Annotated in this window: 20 protein-coding genes, 2 tRNA genes and 1 pseudogene; 18 read left to right on the top strand and 5 right to left on the bottom strand. The window is 49.5% G+C overall.

What is annotated here, in order from left to right; genetic code table 11:
• Positions 1-14: 14 nt before the first annotated feature.
• Together htpG and QZ310_RS00165 are read left to right on the top strand one after the other, a co-directional pair.
• Positions 15-2,057 (top strand): molecular chaperone HtpG, encoded by a 2,043-nt coding sequence (htpG, locus tag QZ310_RS00170; protein WP_297069093.1) that lies wholly within the window; start codon positions 15-17, stop codon positions 2,055-2,057.
• A 362-nt stretch (positions 2,058-2,419) separates the two neighbouring features.
• The gene (locus QZ310_RS00165; RefSeq protein WP_297069092.1) at positions 2,420-2,638 is read left to right on the top strand and encodes a hypothetical protein; all 219 of its coding nucleotides are present in this window, start codon (positions 2,420-2,422) and stop codon (positions 2,636-2,638) included.
• A gap of 286 nt (positions 2,639-2,924) precedes the next feature.
• On the opposite strand, the gene QZ310_RS00160 is transcribed toward QZ310_RS00165, so the two are convergent.
• The gene (locus QZ310_RS00160; protein ID WP_297069090.1) at positions 2,925-4,430 is read right to left on the bottom strand and encodes a family 10 glycosylhydrolase; all 1,506 of its coding nucleotides are present in this window, start codon (positions 4,428-4,430) and stop codon (positions 2,925-2,927) included.
• A 192-nt stretch (positions 4,431-4,622) separates the two neighbouring features.
• On the opposite strand from QZ310_RS00160, the gene bamD reads away from it, so the two are divergent.
• The 9 genes from bamD (at position 4,623) to rodA (ending at position 14,251) form a co-directional block, all read left to right on the top strand.
• The gene (gene bamD, locus QZ310_RS00155) at positions 4,623-5,423 is read left to right on the top strand and encodes an outer membrane protein assembly factor BamD (protein WP_297069088.1); all 801 of its coding nucleotides are present in this window, start codon (positions 4,623-4,625) and stop codon (positions 5,421-5,423) included.
• 54 nt (positions 5,424-5,477) lie between these two features.
• Complete coding sequence (locus QZ310_RS00150; RefSeq protein ID WP_297069086.1) at positions 5,478-5,813, top strand: DNA-directed RNA polymerase subunit omega; 336 nt, start codon at positions 5,478-5,480, stop codon at positions 5,811-5,813.
• A gap of 121 nt (positions 5,814-5,934) precedes the next feature.
• Positions 5,935-6,210: a 30S ribosomal protein S15 gene (gene rpsO / locus QZ310_RS00145; RefSeq protein ID WP_123614454.1), complete on the top strand. Its 276-nt coding sequence runs from the start codon at positions 5,935-5,937 to the stop codon at positions 6,208-6,210.
• 436 nt (positions 6,211-6,646) lie between these two features.
• On the top strand, positions 6,647-8,191 hold the full coding sequence (purH, locus tag QZ310_RS00140; RefSeq protein WP_297069084.1) for a bifunctional phosphoribosylaminoimidazolecarboxamide formyltransferase/IMP cyclohydrolase: 1,545 nt from the start codon (positions 6,647-6,649) through the stop codon (positions 8,189-8,191).
• 92 nt (positions 8,192-8,283) lie between these two features.
• The gene (locus tag QZ310_RS00135; RefSeq protein WP_107030999.1) at positions 8,284-9,303 is read left to right on the top strand and encodes a rod shape-determining protein; all 1,020 of its coding nucleotides are present in this window, start codon (positions 8,284-8,286) and stop codon (positions 9,301-9,303) included.
• 206 nt (positions 9,304-9,509) lie between these two features.
• Positions 9,510-10,364: a rod shape-determining protein MreC gene (gene mreC / locus QZ310_RS00130; protein WP_297069082.1), complete on the top strand. Its 855-nt coding sequence runs from the start codon at positions 9,510-9,512 to the stop codon at positions 10,362-10,364.
• A 4-nt stretch (positions 10,365-10,368) separates the two neighbouring features.
• Entirely contained in the window at positions 10,369-10,890 is a 522-nt protein-coding gene (locus QZ310_RS00125; protein WP_297069080.1) for a rod shape-determining protein MreD, read from the top strand.
• Positions 10,874-12,736, top strand: coding sequence for a penicillin-binding protein 2 (gene mrdA, locus QZ310_RS00120; protein WP_297069078.1), 1,863 nt, complete (start codon positions 10,874-10,876; stop codon positions 12,734-12,736). Before QZ310_RS00125 ends, mrdA begins: the two co-directional genes overlap by 17 nt.
• A 54-nt stretch (positions 12,737-12,790) precedes the next feature.
• Positions 12,791-14,251 (top strand): rod shape-determining protein RodA, encoded by a 1,461-nt coding sequence (rodA, locus tag QZ310_RS00115; RefSeq protein ID WP_297069076.1) that lies wholly within the window; start codon positions 12,791-12,793, stop codon positions 14,249-14,251.
• 168 nt (positions 14,252-14,419) lie between these two features.
• Here rodA and QZ310_RS00110 read toward each other — a convergent pair whose 3' ends face one another.
• From QZ310_RS00110 to QZ310_RS00100, 3 genes are all read right to left on the bottom strand, one after another.
• Positions 14,420-15,769, bottom strand: a complete 1,350-nt coding sequence (locus tag QZ310_RS00110) for an MFS transporter (RefSeq protein ID WP_297069492.1) — start codon at positions 15,767-15,769, stop codon at positions 14,420-14,422.
• Between the two features lie 269 nt (positions 15,770-16,038).
• Positions 16,039-16,236 (bottom strand): helix-turn-helix transcriptional regulator, encoded by a 198-nt coding sequence (locus QZ310_RS00105; protein WP_297069074.1) that lies wholly within the window; start codon positions 16,234-16,236, stop codon positions 16,039-16,041.
• A gap of 70 nt (positions 16,237-16,306) precedes the next feature.
• Positions 16,307-16,792: a hypothetical protein gene (locus tag QZ310_RS00100; RefSeq protein ID WP_297069072.1), complete on the bottom strand. Its 486-nt coding sequence runs from the start codon at positions 16,790-16,792 to the stop codon at positions 16,307-16,309.
• Positions 16,793-17,200: 408 nt separating this feature from the next.
• Between QZ310_RS00100 and QZ310_RS00095 the strand changes: the two genes are divergently transcribed.
• Positions 17,201-18,319 (top strand): AI-2E family transporter, encoded by a 1,119-nt coding sequence (locus QZ310_RS00095; protein WP_297069070.1) that lies wholly within the window; start codon positions 17,201-17,203, stop codon positions 18,317-18,319.
• A gap of 142 nt (positions 18,320-18,461) precedes the next feature.
• Positions 18,462-18,535: transfer RNA gene (locus QZ310_RS00090), tRNA-Pro, on the top strand.
• A 332-nt stretch (positions 18,536-18,867) separates the two neighbouring features.
• Here QZ310_RS00090 and QZ310_RS00085 read toward each other — a convergent pair.
• A pseudogene (locus QZ310_RS00085) lies at positions 18,868-18,942 on the bottom strand (transposase); the annotation flags it as partial.
• 510 nt (positions 18,943-19,452) lie between these two features.
• On the opposite strand from QZ310_RS00085, the gene QZ310_RS00080 reads away from it, so the two are divergent.
• From QZ310_RS00080 to clpP, 5 genes are all read left to right on the top strand, one after another.
• Positions 19,453-19,526: transfer RNA gene (locus QZ310_RS00080), tRNA-Pro, on the top strand.
• 219 nt (positions 19,527-19,745) lie between these two features.
• Positions 19,746-20,066 (top strand): 50S ribosomal protein L21, encoded by a 321-nt coding sequence (gene rplU, locus QZ310_RS00075; protein WP_297069068.1) that lies wholly within the window; start codon positions 19,746-19,748, stop codon positions 20,064-20,066.
• 22 nt (positions 20,067-20,088) lie between these two features.
• The gene (gene rpmA / locus QZ310_RS00070) at positions 20,089-20,349 is read left to right on the top strand and encodes a 50S ribosomal protein L27 (protein ID WP_297069065.1); all 261 of its coding nucleotides are present in this window, start codon (positions 20,089-20,091) and stop codon (positions 20,347-20,349) included.
• A gap of 564 nt (positions 20,350-20,913) precedes the next feature.
• A complete protein-coding gene (locus QZ310_RS00065; protein ID WP_297069062.1) occupies positions 20,914-21,447 on the top strand; it encodes an RNA methyltransferase in 534 nt (177 codons plus the stop codon).
• Positions 21,448-21,589: 142 nt separating this feature from the next.
• Complete coding sequence (gene clpP, locus QZ310_RS00060; protein WP_297069060.1) at positions 21,590-22,276, top strand: ATP-dependent Clp endopeptidase proteolytic subunit ClpP; 687 nt, start codon at positions 21,590-21,592, stop codon at positions 22,274-22,276.
• Positions 22,277-22,311: the final 35 nt, after the last annotated feature.

Here is a 22,311-nt window from a genome sequence, read left to right as displayed (position 1 = left end):
TAAAACGATATATTATGCAAAAAGGACAAATTGGAGTAACCACCGAGAACATTTTCCCGGTAATCAAAAAATTCCTTTATTCCGACCACGAGATTTTCCTCCGCGAACTCGTATCCAATGCCATCGATGCCACCCAGAAGCTCAAGACCCTTGCCTCTTTCGGCGAATTCAAGGGTGAACTTGGCGAGATGAAGGTGCGTGTGACTGTCGACAAAGAGGCCGGAACGCTCACTGTCAGCGACCACGGTATCGGCATGACGGCTGACGACATCAATAAATATATCAATCAGATTGCCTTCTCGGGAGCTGAAGAGTTCCTCAATAAGTACAAGGATACTGCCAATGCCATCATCGGTCACTTCGGTCTCGGATTCTATTCGGCCTTCATGGTTGCCAAGAAAGTGGAAATTCGTTCGCTTAGCTACAAGGATGGCGCGGAAGCTGTAAGCTGGGTCTGCGACGGTAGCCCCGAATACACTATGGAACCGACCGAAAAGGCGGAACGCGGTACCGACATCATCCTCTACATCGACGATGACAACAAGGAATTCCTTGAACAGGCCCGCATTGACACCCTTCTGAAAAAATATTGCCGTTTCCTCCCCGTCCCCGTCGTATCCGGAAAGGAACAGGAATGGAAAGACGGCAAATATGTCGACACCGACAAGGATAAGGTCATCAACGACACCGAACCTACATGGACCAAGAAGCCTTCGGAGCTTACCGATGAGGATTACAAGAAATTCTACCGTGAGCTCTATCCCGGGCAGGAAGATCCCCTTTTCTGGATTCACCTCAATGTCGACTACCCCTTCACTCTCACAGGCATCCTCTTCTTCCCCAAAATCAAGAGCAATCTCGACATCCGCAAGGACCGCATCCAGCTCTATTGTAATCAGGTCTATGTAACTGATTCGGTCGAGGGAGTTGTCCCTGAATTCATGATGCTCCTTCAGGGTGTCATTGATTCTCCCGACATCCCCTTGAACGTATCGCGTTCCTACCTCCAGAGCGACACAGCCGTAAAGAAGATTTCAGGCTACATCACCAAGAAGGTAGCATCGCGTCTCGATGAGCTTTTCAAGGAAAACCGTTCGGATTTCGAGTCCAAATGGGACGACATCAAGATTTTCATTGAATATGGTATGCTCACCGATGAGAAGTTCTGCGATTCAGCCATGAAGTTCGTGCTTCTCCGCGACACCGAGGGCAAATATTTCACTCTTGATGAATACCGCACTCTCGTCGAGGCTTCGCAGACCGACAAGGATGGCAATGTTGTCTATATCTACGCTACCGATGTGACCGCGCAGTACAACTATATCCATGCAGCCAACGAGAAAGGCTACAATGTCCTTCTCATGGACGGACAGCTCGACGGCCACTTCATCTCAATGCTCGAAAGCAAACTCGAGAAGACTCGTTTCGTGCGCGTCGACAGCGATGTCGCCGAAAAACTCATTCCCAAGGAAGAAGAGAAGGACAGTGGCCTCAAACCCGAACAGATTTCACTTCTCACTCCCCTTTTCCGCAGCCAGTTGCCGGAGGTTGAGAAAGCCGACTTCCTCGTGTCGTTCGAATCACTCGACCCTGCTGCCAACCCTATCCTCATCACTCAGAATGAGTACATGCGACGCATGAAGGACATGGCGGCAACTCAACCCGGAATGAGCTTCTACGCAGAACTTCCTGACAGCTACAACCTTATCGTCAACACCTCTCAGCCTGTCGTTGTCAAGATTCTTGACGAAGCCGAAAAGGCTCTTGCCGACCAACTCCAACCCCTCAACTCAGCCATTGATGCCGACAACGAGAAAATCACTGTCCTCCGCTCGGAAATCAAGGACAACAAGCCTACCGACGAACAGCAGGCCGAAGAGAAGAAGTTGACAGAAAGCGTCGAGAAGAACCGCAAGGAAAAGGAAGAGATCATTGCCAAATACGCAGCTGAGAAACCGGTTGTAAAACAAGCCATCGACCTCGCCCTTCTCGCCAACGGACTTCTCCGTGGCCGTGACCTCAGCGAATTCATCAAACGCTCGGTCAAGATGCTCTAAGAAATTCAGGATAAGCTGCGAAACAGCAAAGCCCCTTTGCCGGATGGCAACCTATAAGCCGCGAAGCGGCAATACAATCATAGCCCCGCATCGAGCGGCAACGCAATGAAGCCCGTAGGGCGAAATTGCGTTCCGCGAAGGTGTGGGGTTATCTGTATATACACGGAACGGGCATCGAAGATGTCCGATAATAACCAGCCAATCTCCGAATAACGAAGCCGACAGTATTAATAAATTTTAAATAACCTGTGCCGTAATATTGCCCATGCCTGCTATTACCTTTGCATCATAAACCTCCACATCCCCTCTCCTCCAACTCATTCCCCCTCATCCATCCTCACTTTCAATCAACTCCACTCATCATGAAAACTCCTCTAATCATCAGCCCGCGTGTCATCGACACAATCAACTCGCTCCAGCCACTCGACCGCACACCGATAACCAATGCCTTAAGCATGGAGTTCATCCTCGGACAAAACCCCGAAGACACCCTCACACCGATGCAATCCATCATCTACGCCGTTATCCGCTTTTACGTCACCCAAGACACCCATCGCCACCTCAATACGGCTGCAAGCTGAATTATTAATTCTCAAAAAAGACGAAACCCCACCATGTTTATTATTGCTCTCGCCCTCTGGGCCATTTGCTATTTCTTCGATGTCATGACAGGCAAAGGCGGCAACTACAACTGACTTTCAGTTACTCATCACTGATACTATCCAATCCACACGTCCGGCTCCTGCCCTGGTACCGGGATGATTTTTCAATTAAGCGACAACTTCTTGATTCGTTCAACGCTAAAACGCAGATGTGGACCCTCTGCGAAAGAGTGTCCACATCCCTTTATCTTTTTTAATATAGCTGTTATCTGCTATATGCAGGCTCGGATTCTATGGAATTTCCGGTAAGCGTCGTCACAGCGTATGCCATTCCGGCAGGAACAACCGCCGACGTGCCGTAACTTACGCCCACGATATATGCACTGCTTATCCCGTCGCCGAGTTCATCCATCACATCATCCTCTGAAAGATGCTTAGGAAATGCATATACGGCATAGCGTGTCCTTCCGGACTTCTTGGACGGTTCCTTCCACGAAAGCACGCCGCTTTTCACTGCAACTTTTTCCGGTGCCTCAGGCCGCTCCGCCAAACCGTAGTTAATCGCAGGGCTCAACGCCTTTACGGCAAAATGGCTCCCCTTCAGCTCCGACGCAAGCTTAGGAAGAAACTTGGCGCTATACAGGACCGAACCGAATTCACCGGTAAGACTGAGCGAACGGTTGGCAGCTACCTGTTTCAGAAGCTCCCGCCTCTGCTCGCGCGTGTCAGATTTTTCAAGAGGCGCAAGCGTCATGCTTGAATAGAAATGGCAACCGTAGAGACTCGCAGCCTCGCTCCACCATCGCGCTATCGACTCGTATGGCGCAGTCGCGTGTGTCGTAGGCCAATATATCTGTGGTGATATGAAATCAACCGTGTTCTGATACAGCCATCCTAACGGGTCGGAATAAATCTCCTTATACTGCCAGTCGTCAGCCTTCACCCCACACGATTCCATGCCCCATTTCACTGCAGATGTATGGGCTTTGCCCGCTACGCCTGCGGGAGAGATACCGAAACGCACATCCGGACATTCATCCGCAATCATGCAATGGACATCGGCAATGGTCTTGTGAACATTCGCACGCCGCCAGTCGCCGAAACTCATCCACGGGCACTGCTGTTGCCACAATTTATAATCCTGAGCGGAAGAGTCTTCCGGAATACGGTTGGGATAGAAATAGTCATCAAACACCAGACCGTCGACTGCATAGCCTGTCACAATCTCGCGACAGATGCCGACTATATGGTCACGCACCTCTTCAATACCGGGATTGAACACCGTATATTTTCCGTAACTGAGCAGCCAACCCTTCTTTTTCCATTCGCGGTCCGGGGCGCTGTTATAGTCAGTGCCTGAGCTCCACCTGAAAGGATTGACCCATGCATAACATTCAAGCCCCCTGCGGTGACATTCTTCCACGACAAATTTCAGAGGATCCCAGCCGGGCGACACCCCGCGCGAACCCGAAACAAACGATGACCAAGGCTCCGACGAGGATTCATACATGACATCTCCCATGCCTCTAACCTGAAAAAACACAGAGGTCAGATTCATGGCTGCGCAGCGGTCGAGAATGGCGGTCATTTCCGCCTTCTGCTTTCGGCTCACCGCCTCGCTCGTACCGGTCACTGAGGGCCAGTCTATGCCCCATACGGTTGCAAGCCACACTCCGCGCATTTCCCTCTTGGGTGAGGAAGCCTGGGCCACGTTCGCGGAGGCCACGACTCCTGCAAGGATATAAAAAATGAATCTTAGCAATGAATTCATGAGTATATTTGCTGTTTGGGCTACAAATTTAGCTGAATAAATTGTAAAAATCCTCCGTATGACCCGATTTATGTTATTTTTCGCAAAAATATTAGGGTGCCTTTGCGCTTAATCCCCAAAAAAGACTTAAATTTGCAAGTTGAAAAACCAATTCTCTCAAGTAGACCACCTCAACAAACAGTGATCAATAACATGCGAAAGTACTTAGTCATGCTCGCCACTGCCGCACTCCTCACTTCATGTGGAGAGTACCAACGTGCGCTGAAGAGCACTGACGCCAACTATCGCCTCGACTACGCAAAGCGCGCTTTCGAGGAAAAAAAATACACCCAGGCCTCTACGGTCCTTGAGGATATAGTGACTCAGTTCAAAGGCTCTGAAAAGGCCGAGGACGCCCTCTATCTCCTCGCTCTCTCCAACTACGAAAACAAGGATTACCAGACTTCAGGCGAATATTTCAAGACATACTATGCCCGATTCCCGAAAGGCAAGTACACCGAACTCGCCCGATTCTATACAGGCTACGGCTACTATCTTGATTCGCCCGAGCCTCAGCTTGACCAGTCAGGCACAATAAAGGCTATAGAGGAACTCCAGTCATTCCTCGACTACTACCCCAAGAGCGACAAGGTCTCGATTGCCCAGAATGCAATTTTCGAGCTTCAGGACAAACTGACCCTCAAACAGCTTGAGAACGCCCAGCTCTATTACAACCTCGGCACCTACATGGGTAACAACTATGAGAGCGCCGTCATTGTCGCCAAGAACGCCATCAAGGACTACCCCTATTCAAAATATAAGGAAGACCTTGAGCTCCTCGTCCTCAAAGCCCGCTATCAGGAAGCCCGCGAGAGTATCGACGAGAAGAAGGCCGACCGTTTCCGAGAAGTGATTGACGAATATTATTCGTATATCAACAACTACCCTGACACCCCCAACCGCGAGGAAGCCGACAACATCTTCAAGATCGCCCAGCGATATGTGAAGGACTGATTGGCGCTCAAATCGCACACAACGATAAAAAACTACGTTAACCACAGAGATATAATGGACTACAAGAAGACCAACGCACCTCTCAACACCCAGACCCGCGACCTCATCAAGATGAGCGAGGACACAGGCAACGTTTATGAAACCGTATGCATCATCGCGAAGCGTTCAAACCAGATCGCCGGCGAGATGAAACACGACCTCGAAAAGAAACTTCAGGAATTCGCGTCGCTTAGCGACAACCTTGAGGAAATCTCGGAGAACCGTGAGCAGATTGAAATCTCACGTTTCTACGAACGCCTCCCCAAACCCACCCTCATCGCTACACAGGAATACCTCGACCACAAGATCCACTTCCGCAATCCTTCAAAGGATCACCTCAACATGGACTAAATTTTGCACAAAGTGCGCCGCAGGATTTGGAATTGTTAAATATAATTCCTACCTTTGTGCGCTCTTTAGAGCAAACACTATAATTATATCATCATTAATCACTTTTTAAACATCTGTATCAATGCACTTGAACTCTGATGAAAAAGTAGAAATCTTTGAGAAGTACGGTAAGGGCAAGACTGACACTGGCTCACCTGAAGCACAGATTGCATTATTCTCAGTCCGTATCGCTCATTTGACTGAACACCTCAAGTCAAATCACAAAGATTATACGACAGCTCGAGCTCTTAAGGCCTTGGTAGGTAAGCGTCGTCGCCTTCTGGATTACCTCATCCGCAAGGACATCAACCGCTACCGTGCCATCATCGCCCAGAAGGAACTCGGTATCAGAAAGTAATCATTTCCGCATTTCAACGGAAATCTTACTTGAAGATTACAAAATCAGGCCTGACTCCCGGAGTCGGGCCTGATTCTTTTTTTTTGCAGCATCCCAACCCGGCGGAAAAATCGCCCTAAAATCCGGCTCATGCGTGATGAAAGGAGATACAAAAGAACAGAACAAACAAAAGAAACAGAAGTATAATTCGCTGAAATTAATCCTTTTGTATCTTCTGACCTTCTGTCTTTCTGTGCCCTTTTCAGAAGTTGACGAATTTAACGCACCTAATCACTGCCTAAGTCCGGAAAAATCATCCAAGACAACGCTACGGGAAATTTTTATCAAAATTTAAATTTAATACATTGAAAATAATCTTAGATTTTTGAGTATTTTTCACTAACTTTGCACTTTCAAAAATCACAGTTTCCAAACTAAGTTCAGAATTTTATAAACGATGTCTGACAACAAACGAATCAAGACCGCGCTTATTTCAGTCTTTTACAAAGACGGACTGGAAGAAATTTTGTCGTTGCTCAATGCCGACGGTGTTAAATTTCTCTCAACCGGGGGCACCCGTTCCTTCATTGAAAGTTTAGGCTACGAATGTGATGCCGTCGAAGATCTCACCGGCTATCCCTCCATCCTCGGAGGCCGCGTGAAGACCCTCCACCCTAAAGTGTTCGGAGGAATCCTCAACCGTCGCGAGAACGAAGGCGACCGCGCTCAGATCGCTCAATATGAAATTCCCGAAATCGACCTGGTGATTGTTGACCTCTATCCCTTCAGCGCGACAGTCGCATCAGGCGCACCCGAAGCCGATATTATCGAAAAGATAGATATAGGTGGCATCTCGCTCATCCGCGCAGCCGCCAAAAACTATAAAGATGTCGTCATCGTGGCATCAAAAGCCCAATACAAGCCCCTCGCCGAAACCCTCAAGCGCAATGGTGCGGAGACCTCCATCGAGGAGCGCCGCTGGTTCGCTTCTCAGGCATTCGCCGTATCATCGGGCTACGACACTGACATCTTCAACTACTTTGCATCGACAGCCGTTCCCTGCCCCATCGAGGAGCGCGATGCTCTCCGCATTGCATTCGACGACTCCAAGAAAATGCGCTACGGCGAGAATCCCCATCAGAACGGCACCTTCTTCGGTGACTTCGATGAAATGTTCAGCCAGCTCCACGGAAAGGAAATCAGCTACAACAACCTGCTCGATATTGACGCTGCTGTCTGCCTCATCTCCGAGTTCAAGGATCCGACATTTGCAGTGCTCAAACACAACAACGCATGTGGCCTCGCCACTCGTCCTACTATCGCTGAAGCCTGGAAGGATGCGCTCGCAGGTGACCCCGTCAGCGCTTTCGGTGGCGTTCTCATCACCAACGGCACAGTCGACGAAGCCGCAGCAGAGGAAATCAACAAGATTTTCTTCGAGGTCATCATCGCTCCCTCCTACACCGACGGTGCTCTTGAAATCCTCAAACAGAAGAAAAACCGCATCATCCTCGTCATCAAGAAAGCCCTCGACACCAAGCGTCAGTTCCGCTCCATCCTCAACGGTGCGCTCGTTCAGGACCGCGACCTCAAGATCGAGACTGTCGACGACCTCAAGCAAGTGACTGAAAAGGCCGTAACTCCCGAACAGGCTGCCGACCTTCTCTTCGCCAACAAGATTGTCAAGAACTCAAAGAGCAATGCGATTGTTCTTGCCAAGGGGGGTATGCTCCTCGCAAGCGGTGTCGGCCAGACTTCACGCGTCGACGCTCTCAAACAGGCAATCGAGAAAGCTCATTCATTCGGTTTCGACCTCCACGGCGCGGTGATGGCTTCCGATGCATTCTTCCCCTTCCCCGACTGTGTGGAAATTGCCCACGAGGCAGGCGTGACTGCTGTAATCCACCCCGGAGGTTCCATCCGTGACAACGAAAGCGTTGACTTCTGCAATGCTCACGACATGGCGATGGTGACAACCGGATTCCGTCACTTCAAGCACTAATCTCCCGATTTTTCCCCGACGGGAACTGAAAGCGGCTTCAATGCCGCCACGGTTCCGTCGGGGATACCAAATACAAACCTCTATATCTACAAATGGGATTATTTTCATTCACCAAGGAAATCGCGATTGACCTCGGTACGGCCAACACGATTATCATACACAATGACAAAATCGTCATTGACGAGCCCTCTATTGTAGCTCTTGAAAAGCGCACCGGCAAACTCATCGCTGTCGGCCGCGAGGCAAAACTCATGCAGGGCAAGGAGAACGATGGTATCGAGACCATCCGTCCCCTCCGCAAAGGTGTCATCGCCAACTTCAACGCAGCTGAGATGATGATACGTGGCCTCATCAAGAAGGCCAGCTCAAAGAGTAACTGGTTCTCTCCCTCCATGAAGATGGTAGTAGGCATCCCTTCCGGCTCTACTGAAGTTGAGATCCGTGCGGTCCGCGACTCTTCGGAACACGCCGGTGGCCGCGACGTCTATATGATTTACGAGCCTATGGCTGCTGCCCTCGGTATCGGTATCGACGTGCTTGCTCCTCAGGGCAACATGATTGTCGACATAGGTGGCGGTACCACTGAGATTGCCGTCATCTCCCTCGGAGGCATCGTGTCCAACAAGAGCATCCAGGTTGCCGGTGACGACCTCACCGACGACATCATGGAACACATGAGCCGCGTCCACAACGTCAAGGTCGGTGAGCGCACAGCCGAGCAGATCAAGATTCATGTCGGTTCTGCCCTCACCGAATTGGAGAATCCCCCGGAAGACTTCATCGTCCACGGTCCCAACAAGATGACAGCCCTCCCCATGGAAGTACCTGTCAGCTATCAGGAAATCTCCCACTGCATCGAGAAATCCATCTCGCGCATTGAGGCAGCCGTGCTTCAGGCACTCGACGAGACCCCTCCGGAACTCTATTCCGACATCGTGATGAACGGCATCTTCCTCGCAGGTGGCGGTGCCATGCTCCGCGGTCTCGACAAACGTCTGACCGACAAAATCGGCATCCAGTTCCACATCGCAGAGGATCCCCTTCTCGCAGTGGCAAAGGGTACGGGTGTCGCGCTCAAAAACATTGAGACCTTCTCCTTCCTCATCCGTTAAGCCTGCGGGCATACGGAACGAAGGCCGAAGCCGGACAATAAATTTCGAAAAAATCGGTATCGCGTAAGTCACGGACGCTTTTTCAAAGCGTCCCCTTATGCGTTGTCGTCAACGGTCATTCCAACTCAGCCGGATTTTGACGATGCGGATATGGTAGTTCCATTGCTGTGTCCGTTTCTGTCATCCTGCTAAAAATCATCTTCAAATTGAGCGAGCTTTTAAAGTTTTTCGTAAAATACAGTTCTTGGTTCCTGTTCGCGTTGTATCTTGTAGCAGGGTTTGCGCTCCTTTTCTCGCGCAATCCTTTCCAGCACCATGTCTTCCTCTCATCGGCAAACGTGGTCGCCTCCGGAGTCTACAAGACCACGAACAACGTGACCTCATACTTTTCACTGCGTGATATCAACGAGGACCTGCAACGCCGCAACTCCGACCTCGAACTGGAAATTTACAGGCTTAAAAGCGTGGTGCGCGACTATCAGCAGCAGCTCTACGCCGACACCATGACAGTCGACTCTGCCCTGACCCGCTATCACTTCCTTATCGCCCACGTCATCAACAATTCCATCAACCGTTCCCACAACTACATCACAATAGAGAAAGGCCGCCTCGACGGCATCGAACCTGAGATGGGCGTAATGGACCAGAACGGTATTGTCGGTATTGTCAACGTTGTCGGCGACCACACGGCCCGCTTGATTTCAGTACTGAACCCCTATCTGCGTCTCTCCTGCAAAGTCAAGGGAGAGGATCAGGTCGGTTCACTCGTATGGGATGGCCGTGATCCCGGAGAAGCGATCCTCGAAGAGCTGCCTAAACACGCGAAGTTCGTCAAAGGTGACACTGTTGTGACAAGCGGCTTCTCGTCTGTCTTCCCCGAAGGTGTGCCTGTCGGCACCATCCTTTCCGGCAGTCGTGACCGCGAGGACAATTTCTACACTTTGCGCATCAAACTCTTCACCGACTTCTCAACCCTCTCGACCGTACGCGTCATCCGCGACAATATGAAAGGTGAGCTGACCGAAGTCGAGAAAGAGCTTGAAGTAAAAAACATAAATTGATACGATGAGCAAGACAGCACTTAAATTCATACTTCTGGGTGTCATCCTCGTGCTGGCGCAGGTAGTTGTTTTCAACCACATCTGCCTCTTCAATGTCGCCGTTCCGCTGGTGTTCATCTATCTCATTCTGCGTCTGCCCATCACGCTCTCGCTCAACTGGCTGCTGACCATCAGCTTTTTCCTCGGACTGACGGTGGATATTTTCTCCGACACCTACGGCATGAACACCCTTGCCTGTACCGTGCTCGCCATGTGCCGCCGTCCCATCCTCCGGCTCTATGTCCCGCGCGAGGAGGATCTCACACGTCCCGAACCCTCAATGTACTCTCTCGGAACAGCAACGTATCTGAAATATCTTCTCACGATGACGTTGCTCTACTGCACCCTTATATTCTTAATCGAAGCATTCACATTTTTCAATCCCGTCCGTCTATTGTTACGCATAGTTTTCAGCACCATCCTCTCGATGGCCCTGATGGTGGGTATTGACAGTTTCATGACACCACGAAGTGAGAAAAGATTATAATCTCGAGAAACGACGCTATGTCATCAGCGGTTTTATCATTATCATTGCGCTGATATATTCATTCCGTCTTGTCAGTCTTCAGGTTTTCGACTCTAAATACAAAGAATTCGCCGACTCGAATGCCTTTCTACGCAAGGCTGTCTATCCTTCCCGCGGCATTATCTATGACCGCGACGGTCGTCTTGTGGTCTACAATCAACCAGCCTACGATGTGATGATGATTCCGCGCGACGTCAAGGAGTTCGACACCCTTGATTTCTGCCGTGCGCTCAACATCACTCCCGACGATCTCCGCAAGCGATTTGTCGATATGAAGGACAAGCGCCGCAATCCCGGCTATTCGTCCTATTCACCCCAAAAGCTCATCACACACCTCACAGCCGAGGAGTATGGACGTCTGCAGGAGAAGCTCTACCGCTTCCCCGGCTTCTACATACAGAAACGTATCCTGCGCGAATATAACTACAAAAGCGCTGCCAATGTCCTTGGCAACGTCCGTGAAGTGTCGCAGAAAGATATTGACAAGGATCCATATTACATGGCAGGTGACTATATCGGTGACATCGGTATCGAACACACCTACGAGGAGCATCTGCGAGGCACCAAGGGTGCGGAAGTCCTCATGCGCGACGCACTCGGCCGCATCCAGGGGCGCTATGAGGACGGCGCGCTTGACCGCGATGCCGTGGCAGGAAAAAACATAAAACTCTCCCTCAACATCGAGCTTCAGCAATATGCCGAATCCCTCATGATGAACAAGAAAGGTGCAGTCGTGGCAATCGAACCCTCGACCGGTGAGATCCTCTGTCTCGTCTCTGCTCCTTCCTACGACCCGAGCCTTCTCGTCGGTCGCGAACGTGGCGGCAACTACAACAAGATGATGGCCGACCCCGACAAACCGCTCTTCAACCGCGCCATTCAGGCAACCTACCCTCCCGGCTCGACATTCAAACCTACTCAGGGCCTAATCCTTCTTGAAGAGGGCATCATCACGACCGGAACAATGTTTCCCTGCGCACACGGCTTCATTTCCGGAGGTCTGCGTGTAGGTTGCCACGGCCACGGCTCTCCGCTTCCGCTGAAACCGGCGTTGCAAACTTCATGCAACGCATATTTCTGCTGGGGCTTCAAGGCTATGATTGACAAGCGCGGTAAATACGGCTCATCAGCCAACGCTTTCGACATCTGGAAAAAACACATGGTCTCGATGGGCTACGGCTATAAGCTCGGTGTCGACCTTCCGGGTGAATACCGCGGCTTCATCCCCAACGTCGATTTCTATAATAAATGGTACGGTGCAGGCCACTGGAGCGCCAACACCATTATTTCAGTATCTATCGGTCAGGGAGAAATCCTCGCGACCCCTCTTCAGATTGCAAATCTGTGTGCCACGATTGCCAACCGCGGCCACTACATCACACCTCATGTTGTTAAAGAGATTCAGGACACCGTTGTTCCTGCTGAATATCTTGAAAAACATGTCCCCACCATCGCCTCCCATTGGTACAATGACATTGCCGAGGGTATGCGCATGGCTGTCACCGGCGGTACATGCCGTCTGGCCAATCTCACCGACATTGAAGTCTGTGGCAAAACCGGTACTGCTCAGAACCCCCACGGACGCGACCACTCTGCCTTCATGGGCTTCGCCCCCTACCACGACCCCAAGATTGCAATCGCCGTCTATGTCGAGAACGCCGGTTTCGGTGCCACCTTCGGTGTGCCTATCGGATCTCTCGTCATGGAGCGCTATCTCCGTGGCTACATCCCGCCGGAGAGAAAATATCTTGAGGAACGTATGCTCCAGTCCAACACCATCCAGTTTGCCGGAACAAAGAAGCATTAGTCTCCTCCCCCCCCAACATTCAAAACATCACTCACTATAAACTCCCGATAGAAAGTGCAACAGGAAAACAGCGGTTCGGTCTTCAAATATGTCGATTGGTTCACAGTCGTCCTCTACATCATTCTCGTCATGGCGGGAATGGTGAGCATCTACGCGGCAAGCTATGATTTTGACCATGCCAACATGCTAAGTTTCACCGAATTCTCAGGCAAGCAATTCCGTTGGATAGGTCTTTCGCTTGTCCTCGGCCTCGTGCTCCTGCTGATTGATGTCAGAGTCTACGAGAATTATGCCTACGTCATTTATGGCGGCGTTCTTCTTCTGTTGCTGATTACGATATTCATAGCCCCCGATACCAAAGGCTCCCATTCTTGGCTCATAATAGGACCGATGAGCCTCCAGCCTGCCGAGTTCGGCAAATTCGCCACGGCGCTGTGTCTTGCGAAACTGTTTTCAAGCTATAATTTCGTACTGAACGCATCACGCAAGAACTACATGCTTGCGCTGATGATTATCTTCCTCCCGGTCATTCTTATTCTTGCTCAGAACGAAACAGGTTCTGCACTCGTCTACCTTTCGCTCTTCTTTGTCCTCTACCGTGAGGGCATGAGCGGACTTGTACTCCTCGCAGCCGTCTGCGCGGTCACATTTTTTGTAGTGGCAGTGAAATTCACCGGCACTCTTCTACTCGGAATCCCGGTCGGACAAGCTGCCGTGTTCATCATGATAATGGTCATGATTGTTGCCATGCTTGCCATCTATTGCAAGGAGATTTTAGCTGCGCGCAACGTTTTCCTCTGGTTTGTAGGCACAGGGGCTATCGTGACGGTTCTCGAGATATGTGGAATCGCCGTGCCCGGCACAATCTTCTTCCTTACCGCTATCATGGCAGCTCTTGCCTACTGTGTCCTCCTGATGTTCAAGACCACGGCCCGCAAACTCGTCATCACCGTAGCAGCCGCCTTGGCCTCAATTGTATTCCTCTTCTCCGTAAACTATGCCTTCACCTCAATCCTCCAACCCCACCAGCAGATGCGTATCAAGGTTGCACTCGGCATGGAAGAAGACCTTCGTGGTGCGGGCTACAACGTCAACCAGTCAAAAATTGCCATCGGCTCAGGTGGTGTTTTCGGTAAAGGCTTCCTGAACGGCACACAGACAAAACTCAAATATGTCCCCGAACAGCACACCGACTTCATCTTCTGTACCGTCGGCGAGGAGGAGGGCCTCATCGGCTCAATGAGCGTAATCCTGCTGTTCCTCATACTCATACTCCGCATTATCGCCATTGCCGAACGCCAGCCGACCGTATTCGGACGCGTCTATGCCTACTGTGTCGCAAGCTACCTGATATTCCATATCTGCATTAATATCGGCATGGTCATAGGCCTATGCCCCGTCATAGGCATCCCACTCCCCTTCTTCAGCTACGGCGGCTCCTCCCTCTGGGGCTTCACCTTCCTCCTCTTCATCCTCCTCCGCATCGACGCATCAAGAAGAGAAAGATCATTCTGACCACCGCCTATCCCTCTCTCGTATTAGCCCTATTTGACCTATTAGCCTTATTAGCCCTATTTGGCTATTAGCCCCTAATCCCCATCATCCTCCGCCCAAATCAAAAATCCCTGCCTCAGTTCACTCTGAAGCAGGGATTCAAATTTATTATCCTGTAATTTTTTTCAATTATGCCTCACCATCAATGCGGACATCTTCAAAATCTGCCTTGATATTCGGCTCTTCAAGTCCATAATGATAAACGGCATTCATCGACTTCAGGATGATACCGAAAATCAGTGCGAGAACTCCGAGGGCTGCGAAGCAGCACATAGGCATTGTGTAGTCATACTGCAAGGGGTCAGTGACACCGGGATTCGACCAGGTGATGACCTTACCGATAATGATGGGCACAAAAGCAAGACCAATATTCTGAACCCAGAAAATCAGTGAATATGCACTGCCGAGGAAGCGCTTGTCCATAATCTTGGGGACAGAAGGCCAGAGAGCGGCCGGAACCAGCGAGAACGAAACGCCAAGAACGACAATTGCCGAATAGGTGATAAGCTCGCTCTGTGTGGCGGGAACAACGAATGCGAATGTGAGGTGACACACGATCATCAATATCGCACCGAGAATTAGCATACTTGCGCCTTTACCCTTGCGGTCAAGGAAATAGCCAAGGAAGGGAGTGAGGATAGCAGCACCAACAGGGAACCAACGGAAGATGTCGGAAGCCTGAGTCTCCGAAATACCGAGGTTACACTGGAGCATGTTGGCTGCATAGCGCTGGAAGGGGAAGATAGCTGAATAGTAGAGCACGCAGAGAAGAGCGATGATCCAGAAAAGCTTGCTGCCGAAGATAGCACCAACGTCCGATAGTTTGAACTCTTCGTCCGATTCAGCCTCAGCCACCTTGGTTGCACCCATCTCGCGGTCGAGTTTGGCATCCATGAAGGTGAATACAATAAACGCGAGAAGGCCGATGCAAAGCAGTGCGGTGCAGAATGCCACAGGGACCACTACAGATGCAGGAACAACACTGTCGGCCAGACGGGGCGAAATCGTGAAGATGAAGAACACACCGATACGGGCGATAGCCATTTCAAGCCCCATCGCGAGAGCCATTTCCTTGCCTTCAAACCACTTCGCAAGTGTCTTCGAGACTGTGATACCGGCCATTTCGCAGCCGCATCCGAAAATCATGAAGCCGAGAGCGGCGAGCTTCGCACTGCCGGGCATGACTGTCCACCATGAGCTGAGCCACTCATTGAGACCTGTGCCCTGAAAAGCATCACTGATAGCATAGAGTTTAATCACCGCGCCAAGCACCATAAGCGATGCCGAAAGAGTACCGGTGAAACGCACACCCATCTTGTCGAGGATGATACCTGCGAGTATGAGGAAACCGAACACATTCAGGATATATTCGGCACCGGCGTAATAACCGAACGCGTCGGGCGACCATCCGCGCTGTGTCTGAATCAACGACTGAAGTGGCGACATCACGTCCACAAACATGTAGGCAAACAGCATCATCGACGCGACAAGCGCCAGAGCCGTCCACCTCGCCCAAGCCTTATCGGACAGCAACTGCCGTCCCGACTCGACGAAACTTTGACTTACTTTTTCCATTTATCTGTTATTGATTTTAATTGATTTTCCTGTTTTTTGGCACATCTTGCCTTAATCTTGACAAAATTACTCAAAATATCCGTAATTACACTCCACACTAAAGCTATTTATGGATTTTAAAGTCCCATATCCGTTTTTTGAGTACGATTAGCACCTTTATGAAGGGGAGTGCTCTATGCTTCCTTACCGGAACCGGCAACCTGAAGGATTTCCACCCCCAGTACATTCTCGATATGAGTGATTGTATCAAGGGTGAAGTTATGCGTACCTCTCATCCATTTGCTGATTTCCGATTCTTTCTTCCCGAGCATGGATGCAAAGTCCTTCTGCCTAAGGCCGCGGTCATGCAACACCTCAGAAATCCTGTCCACAATCATGAACGACAAATCAACTCGACGTCTGACCTCCGGTGCAACACTTTTTCTACGATTCTCTATTATACTACTTCTTTTCATCTGTCGTAAATTTAAGATTTCCTATAATCTCTTTATCACAAACAATTATTGTTCCTCTATTCACACGCGATGCGATGTATTTGCTTGTTGTTATCAGCATTTCAACATATTCCGATAAAGTCGAGCTGTTCTGCCACGAATCCGTGGTCTTCACATCGCCGTTTCCGAAAATAAGTATCTTCTCCGACAACCTAAGACAATACAATCTCAGCCTGCTTGTCTCAATCGGGATGGCACTGACGCCATCACCATACCGGCCCTCATAACGGAAATACCGTTCGAGCGCGCCCTTTTCACCAATCCTGTCAAGCCATGCAATGATGGTGTCAATATCCTCATCGTATGGCGACCCTGCCGGAAATTTTTCGAAAAAACGTTCCAATTCCGACAGTTCTTCTGCATCAAGATGGATGTTATAGAAATTGACTGCCTCATGCTCCTCAACAAGATCTATGGTGTAATGTTTCGTCATTCTTAGAGTATGTTTACTTTTGACTTATGTTAAGATTTATATTGACCTTTCGAGTATGTTTTTTGATTTAATTATGGAGTTATAGGGTTTCATAATAACTGAATTAAATCTAAAAACAGACCGGAAGGGTTTATAAAGACTTCATAAAGTTAAAAGTAAACATACTCTTAACTTTCCGGTTAATCTATGGCAAAGATAGATTTTCCTTTTATTAAAAACAAATATATTAACTTTAAAGTTAAGTCAAGCCGTCATTTTTCATTCTGTAGACCGGTTAAAAACGGCGGCAAAACTTTTTTATGATACAGAGATGTTCAAAAACGCCTGAAATAATGGAGATATTGGAATATAATGTGTAATTTCGTGGTCAATATTTCGACTCTATACATTAATATAATAATAGAACCCATGCTTGTCCGTCAACGCTACGATCTTGACCGCACCGTTCGCCTGGTCATCAACTGTGTGATTTTCGTCGGTGTCATCTGGCTCGTAAACATACTCAAAGGTGTGCTCCTTCCGTTTTGCGTAGGCTGTCTCATAGCCTATCTCTTCGAGCCGTTTGTCCGCTTCAACCGCCAACTGCTCAACCTCAAAGGCCGCGTGATCGCCACGTTCGTGACACTTTTTGAAATGACATTCTTCTTCGTTGCCGCCTGTTATTTCATCGTCCCGATGATAATACATGAGTCCACCCAAATGGCGACTCTTCTGAAGAACTATACGCGGACAGACTTCTCCATCCCCTTCCTTCCCAACGAGCTGCATGAATTCCTCCGCAACAACGTCGACTTTGAATTGATTGCACGCAAGTTGTCCCACGAGGAATGGATGAAGATGCTTGAAGAGGGCGTAAGTGCCTCATGGCAAGTCATCAGCAGTTCGATTGGACTGATAATGAGCCTTTTCAGTTGGGTGATTGTCTTCCTCTATGTGGTGTTCATCATGATTGACTACGATAAGATCTCGCGCGGATTCCGCCGCATGGTCATGCCGAAATACCGCCGTATTGTCTTCAAGATTGGACGCGACGTGAAGCACTCGATGAACCAATATTTCCGCGGACAAGCCCTCGTGGCGCTCTGCGTCGGCATTCTTTTCAGCATCGGTTTCCTCATCATAGGCCTCCCCATGGCCATTGTGCTCGGCATGTTTATCGGCCTGCTCAACATGGTCCCCTATCTCCAGTTGATTTCCCTCATACCGGCCACCCTTATATGTATAGTGGTGTCGGTGGGCGGTCAGGCAAGTTTCTGGACACTCTTCTGGGAAATGATAGCCGTCTACTGTATCGTTCAGCTCATTCAGGATTTTGTACTCACGCCCAAAATCATCGGAAAAGCCATGAGCCTCAATCCGGCATTGATTTTCCTCTCTCTTTCAATCTGGGGTACTCTCCTTGGATTCATCGGACTCATCATCGCAATCCCCCTCACAACCCTCCTGCTGGCATATTACGATGAATATTTCATCCTCCCTAACGAGAAACGCAAACGTGCGCGAAACCGCGCAGGAGCCATAGAATAGTGAAATTTGTTAACAATTCAACGTGTTTTTACAAATTTTGCGTTAATGCAAGTTAAATTAAGCCCCGACATTTGGTATATATCAAAAAACTCTCTACCTTTGCATCGCTTTTGAAAAACAAGGCAACGCTTAAAATTCTAATCGGGGTGTAGCTCAGTTGGTTAGAGTACGCGTCTGGGGGGCGTGAGGTCGCTAGTTCGAGTCTAGTCACCCCGACTTAGTTAAGCTTTCGAAGCGAGATTCTTTCACCGGAATCTCGCTTCTTCTTTTACCCCCACACCACACCGCCACCACCATAGCCGATCCACGCACGAACCTTGAAAATATCTGAAAGGGCACATAAAGACAGAAGTTCAGAAGACACAAAAGATCAATTTCAGGCGCATGGTAAAAAAATTCGGGGCCGTCTATTTTTCCGTAGAATTGTCAAAATCCAGAAGACAGCCAGCATCTCGGGGCAGCCTGTTTTTCCGTGGAATTGTTAAAAATCAGGCGCAAAGTTTAGACAGACGATACAGGAAGAATGGGATGTCTGTCACGCCATGAAACTACGATCGGCAAGCCTTGACTTTTGCGTTGAAAGACTCCGCGAAGGCGTTTGTTGAGCGACCAACGAAGAAGGAGGCTGTCTGTTTTTCCGTGGGATTGTCAAAAACCGGAAGACGGCCAGTATCTCGGCTGCTTTTGTCGCTTTTGTTCGTTTACCCCCTCCCGGATGGCAACCAAGAAGCCGCGGAGCAGCGGTATGGTGGTAGCGCCATCACGAGCGACAATGGAAAATGAAGGCCGAAGGCCGGAATTTTTCCGTTGTCGCGAGGCATGGGGTCAACGTGGACTCTTTAATGACGAGGGTGTTGCAGAACTCACAAATTCGAGAAATTTACTTTTGCAATACATTGATTCGCAAGCGCTATCTTTTAGTGACTATTGGTAAAATCGAGGTTCTGCAACACCACCGATAATATAAAAAAAACTCACTGCTTCACAATCCATTAACCACCATCCGGACTCTTCAACCGCGACATGGCCTTAATTTTTCTCCAAAAATTTTCGCCGAAAAATTTGGCGGTTTCAAAATAAGTGCCTACCTTTGCATCGCTTTTGAAAAACAAAGCAATGCTTAAAATCCTAATCGGGGTGTAGCTCAGTTGGTTAGAGTACGCGTCTGGGGGGCGTGAGGTCGCTAGTTCGAGTCTAGTCACCCCGACTTAGTTAAGCTTTTTGAAGCGAGATTCTTTCACCGGAATCTCGCTTCAAAATTTTATTGATTTTTAATTAAAATTTATCGCATTTTTATTGTGTAAATCAGCGATAAATCACTAACTTTGCATCCGATTTAGCCGCACCGGGCTTCGAAAAGCAGTCGCAGAGGTCACAACCCGAAGCGCTCGCCCGACGGAATAACCTGAAAACCAATTAATAACAAATGTACGCTATCGTAGAAATCCAGGGACAGCAGTTCAAGGCAGAGCCTGAAAAGTTCCTGTATGTTCACTATCTCGGCGATGCTGTCAAAGAAGGCGACAAGATCGAATTCGACCGTGTTCTCCTCGCTGAAGCCGACGAAACAGTTAAAGTTGGCGCTCCCACAGTGGAAGGCGCAAAGGTTGTATGTGAAGTCCTCACTCCCCTTGTAAAGGGCGAGAAGGTTATCGTCTTCAAGAAGAAACGCCGCAAAGGCTATCGTCGCAAGAACGGTCACCGTCAGTTCTTCACCAAAGTGTTAATCAAAGAAGTTGTAGCTTAACCCCCTAAAATCGTTAAAAGAAATGGCACATAAAAAAGGTGTTGGTAGTTCTAAGAACGGCCGTGAGTCAGAAAGCAAACGACTCGGTGTGAAGATTTTCGGTGGTCAGTACTGCAAAGCCGGTAACATCATCAAGCGTCAGCGTGGCACCGTTCACCATCCCGGTCTCAACGTTGGCATGGGCAAGGACCACACTCTCTTCGCCCTCATCGACGGTGTTGTTGTCTTCACTGAAGGCAAAGAAGGCCGCAAGTTCATCAACGTTCAGCCTGCCGAGGCATAATCAAAGCCTCCTCGTCCGCCCTTGCGGACCAGACAAGAAAAGACACTAATCCCGCAGGGGAGCAAGCAAAACAGCTTGCTCCCCTGCGCTTGTTTCATGCAATCGGCAACCCGCACAAGAGGCCAGACGCTCCAATCCAAAAAAAAATCATATCCATCTAAGACGAAAAGAGACACAAAAGAACACAATAAACAAAAGCGACAAAAGTGCAATTCAGGGACAATCCGTTTTTCTGTGGAATTGTCAAAAAAAATTACTGAATTTAATCCTTTTGTATCTTCTGCCCCTCTGTCTTTTTGTGCCCTATTCAACATTGACGAATCTAATGCACCATAATTACAGTTTGTGCCAATCTACTTGAAACCAATCTTTTTGTATCTTCTGGCCCTCTGTCTTTCTGTGCCCTTCTCAGACATTTGCGAATTTAATGCCCCTAATTACGGTGCGAGCCGGTCAAATTTATAAGTCCAACGTGCATGATGAATGAAAATTTATAGTTAACTTTGTTCAACCGCGGACTCCGCGTCCATTCACCATCATACACGAAGCTTACAGAACCGACTCATGGAAAAGAAAACAATCCGCGACCTCCACCGCACGGACATCGAGCACTTCAAGCGTCAACCGAAAATGTCGCTCACCGTAGTCCTCGACAACGTGCGCAGCCTCAATAACATAGGTGCGATTTTCCGCACATGCGACGCTTTTGCAGTGGAGCGGCTGATACTCTGCGGAATCAGCGCTTGTCCGCCATCCCCCGAAATCCACAAGACAGCACTTGGAGCCGAGGACTCGGTCAATTGGCAGTATTTCCCGACAACCGATGAATGCATTTCCGACCTTCAGCGCCAAGGCTACACCCTCTGCTGCCTGGAGCAGGTCAAGGGAAGCATCGAGCTTCAGGAATTCGCCCCGCAGGCAGGACGCCGCTACGCACTCATACTCGGCCATGAAGTCGAAGGAGTGGCACAGGAAGTGGTCAACCAGTGCGACGTCTGCCTCGAAATCCCCCAACGCGGTACGAAGCACTCCCTCAACGTCTCGGTTTCCGGAGGAATAGCCATCTGGCACTTCTTCGAACATCTGATGCCGGAATGATGTTGTCTGTAGTGGTGCCTCTCGTCAGCAATGACAGATAAGGCTCCGACTGGCATCCTATTTTGCAAATTATTTTTTGCCCGAACAAGATTTTTTTGTAACTTTACATTACGAAATTAGCGAAACAAGTATACACACATATATGAATAAAGATTTTAGAAATTTTGCAGTGCACCATCTCGGCATGAATGGCCTCGCACTCGACCAATACACCGCCGCATCGGCACAGCAAATCACCTCTTCCTATATCTCCCCCACCATCATCGAGGAGCGCCAGCTCAATGTAGCCCAGATGGACGTGTTCTCACGCCTCATGATGGACCGCATCATCTTCCTCAGCACCGACGTCAATGACTACACCGCCACTGTCGTTCAAGGCCAGCTCCTCTACCTTGACTCAGTAGACCCCGGAAAGGACATCTCCATCTATCTCAACTCCCCCGGCGGCTCTGTCATCGCAGGTCTCGGTCTTTACGACACCATGCAGCATATCAAGAGCGACGTATCCACCATCTGTATCGGTATGGCAGCCTCTATGGCAGCAGTCCTCCTCGTCGCAGGTGCTCAGGGCAAGCGCATGGCTCTACCCCACTCGCGAGTGATGATACACCAGCCACTCGGCGGTGTGCAGGGTCAGGCTTCCGACATCGAGATTACAGCCCGTGAAATCCTCAAATACAAGGCCGAGCTCTATAAGATTATCGCCGACCACTCCGGAATGTCGCTCGAACGCATCGAAGCTGACGCAGACCGCGACTACTGGATGACTGCCGACGAAGCCAAGGAATACGGCATGATCGACAAGGTGCTCCTTCCCGAAAAGAAATAAGAAGAACAACGAAAGAACCGCGTGTCCGATTGATT

This window comes from uncultured Duncaniella sp., from assembly GCF_910577345.1.
GTDB lineage: Bacteria > Bacteroidota > Bacteroidia > Bacteroidales > Muribaculaceae > Duncaniella.
Note: the sequence above shows the minus strand (reverse complement) of the source record. Positions and strands in the feature narration are given on the sequence as shown.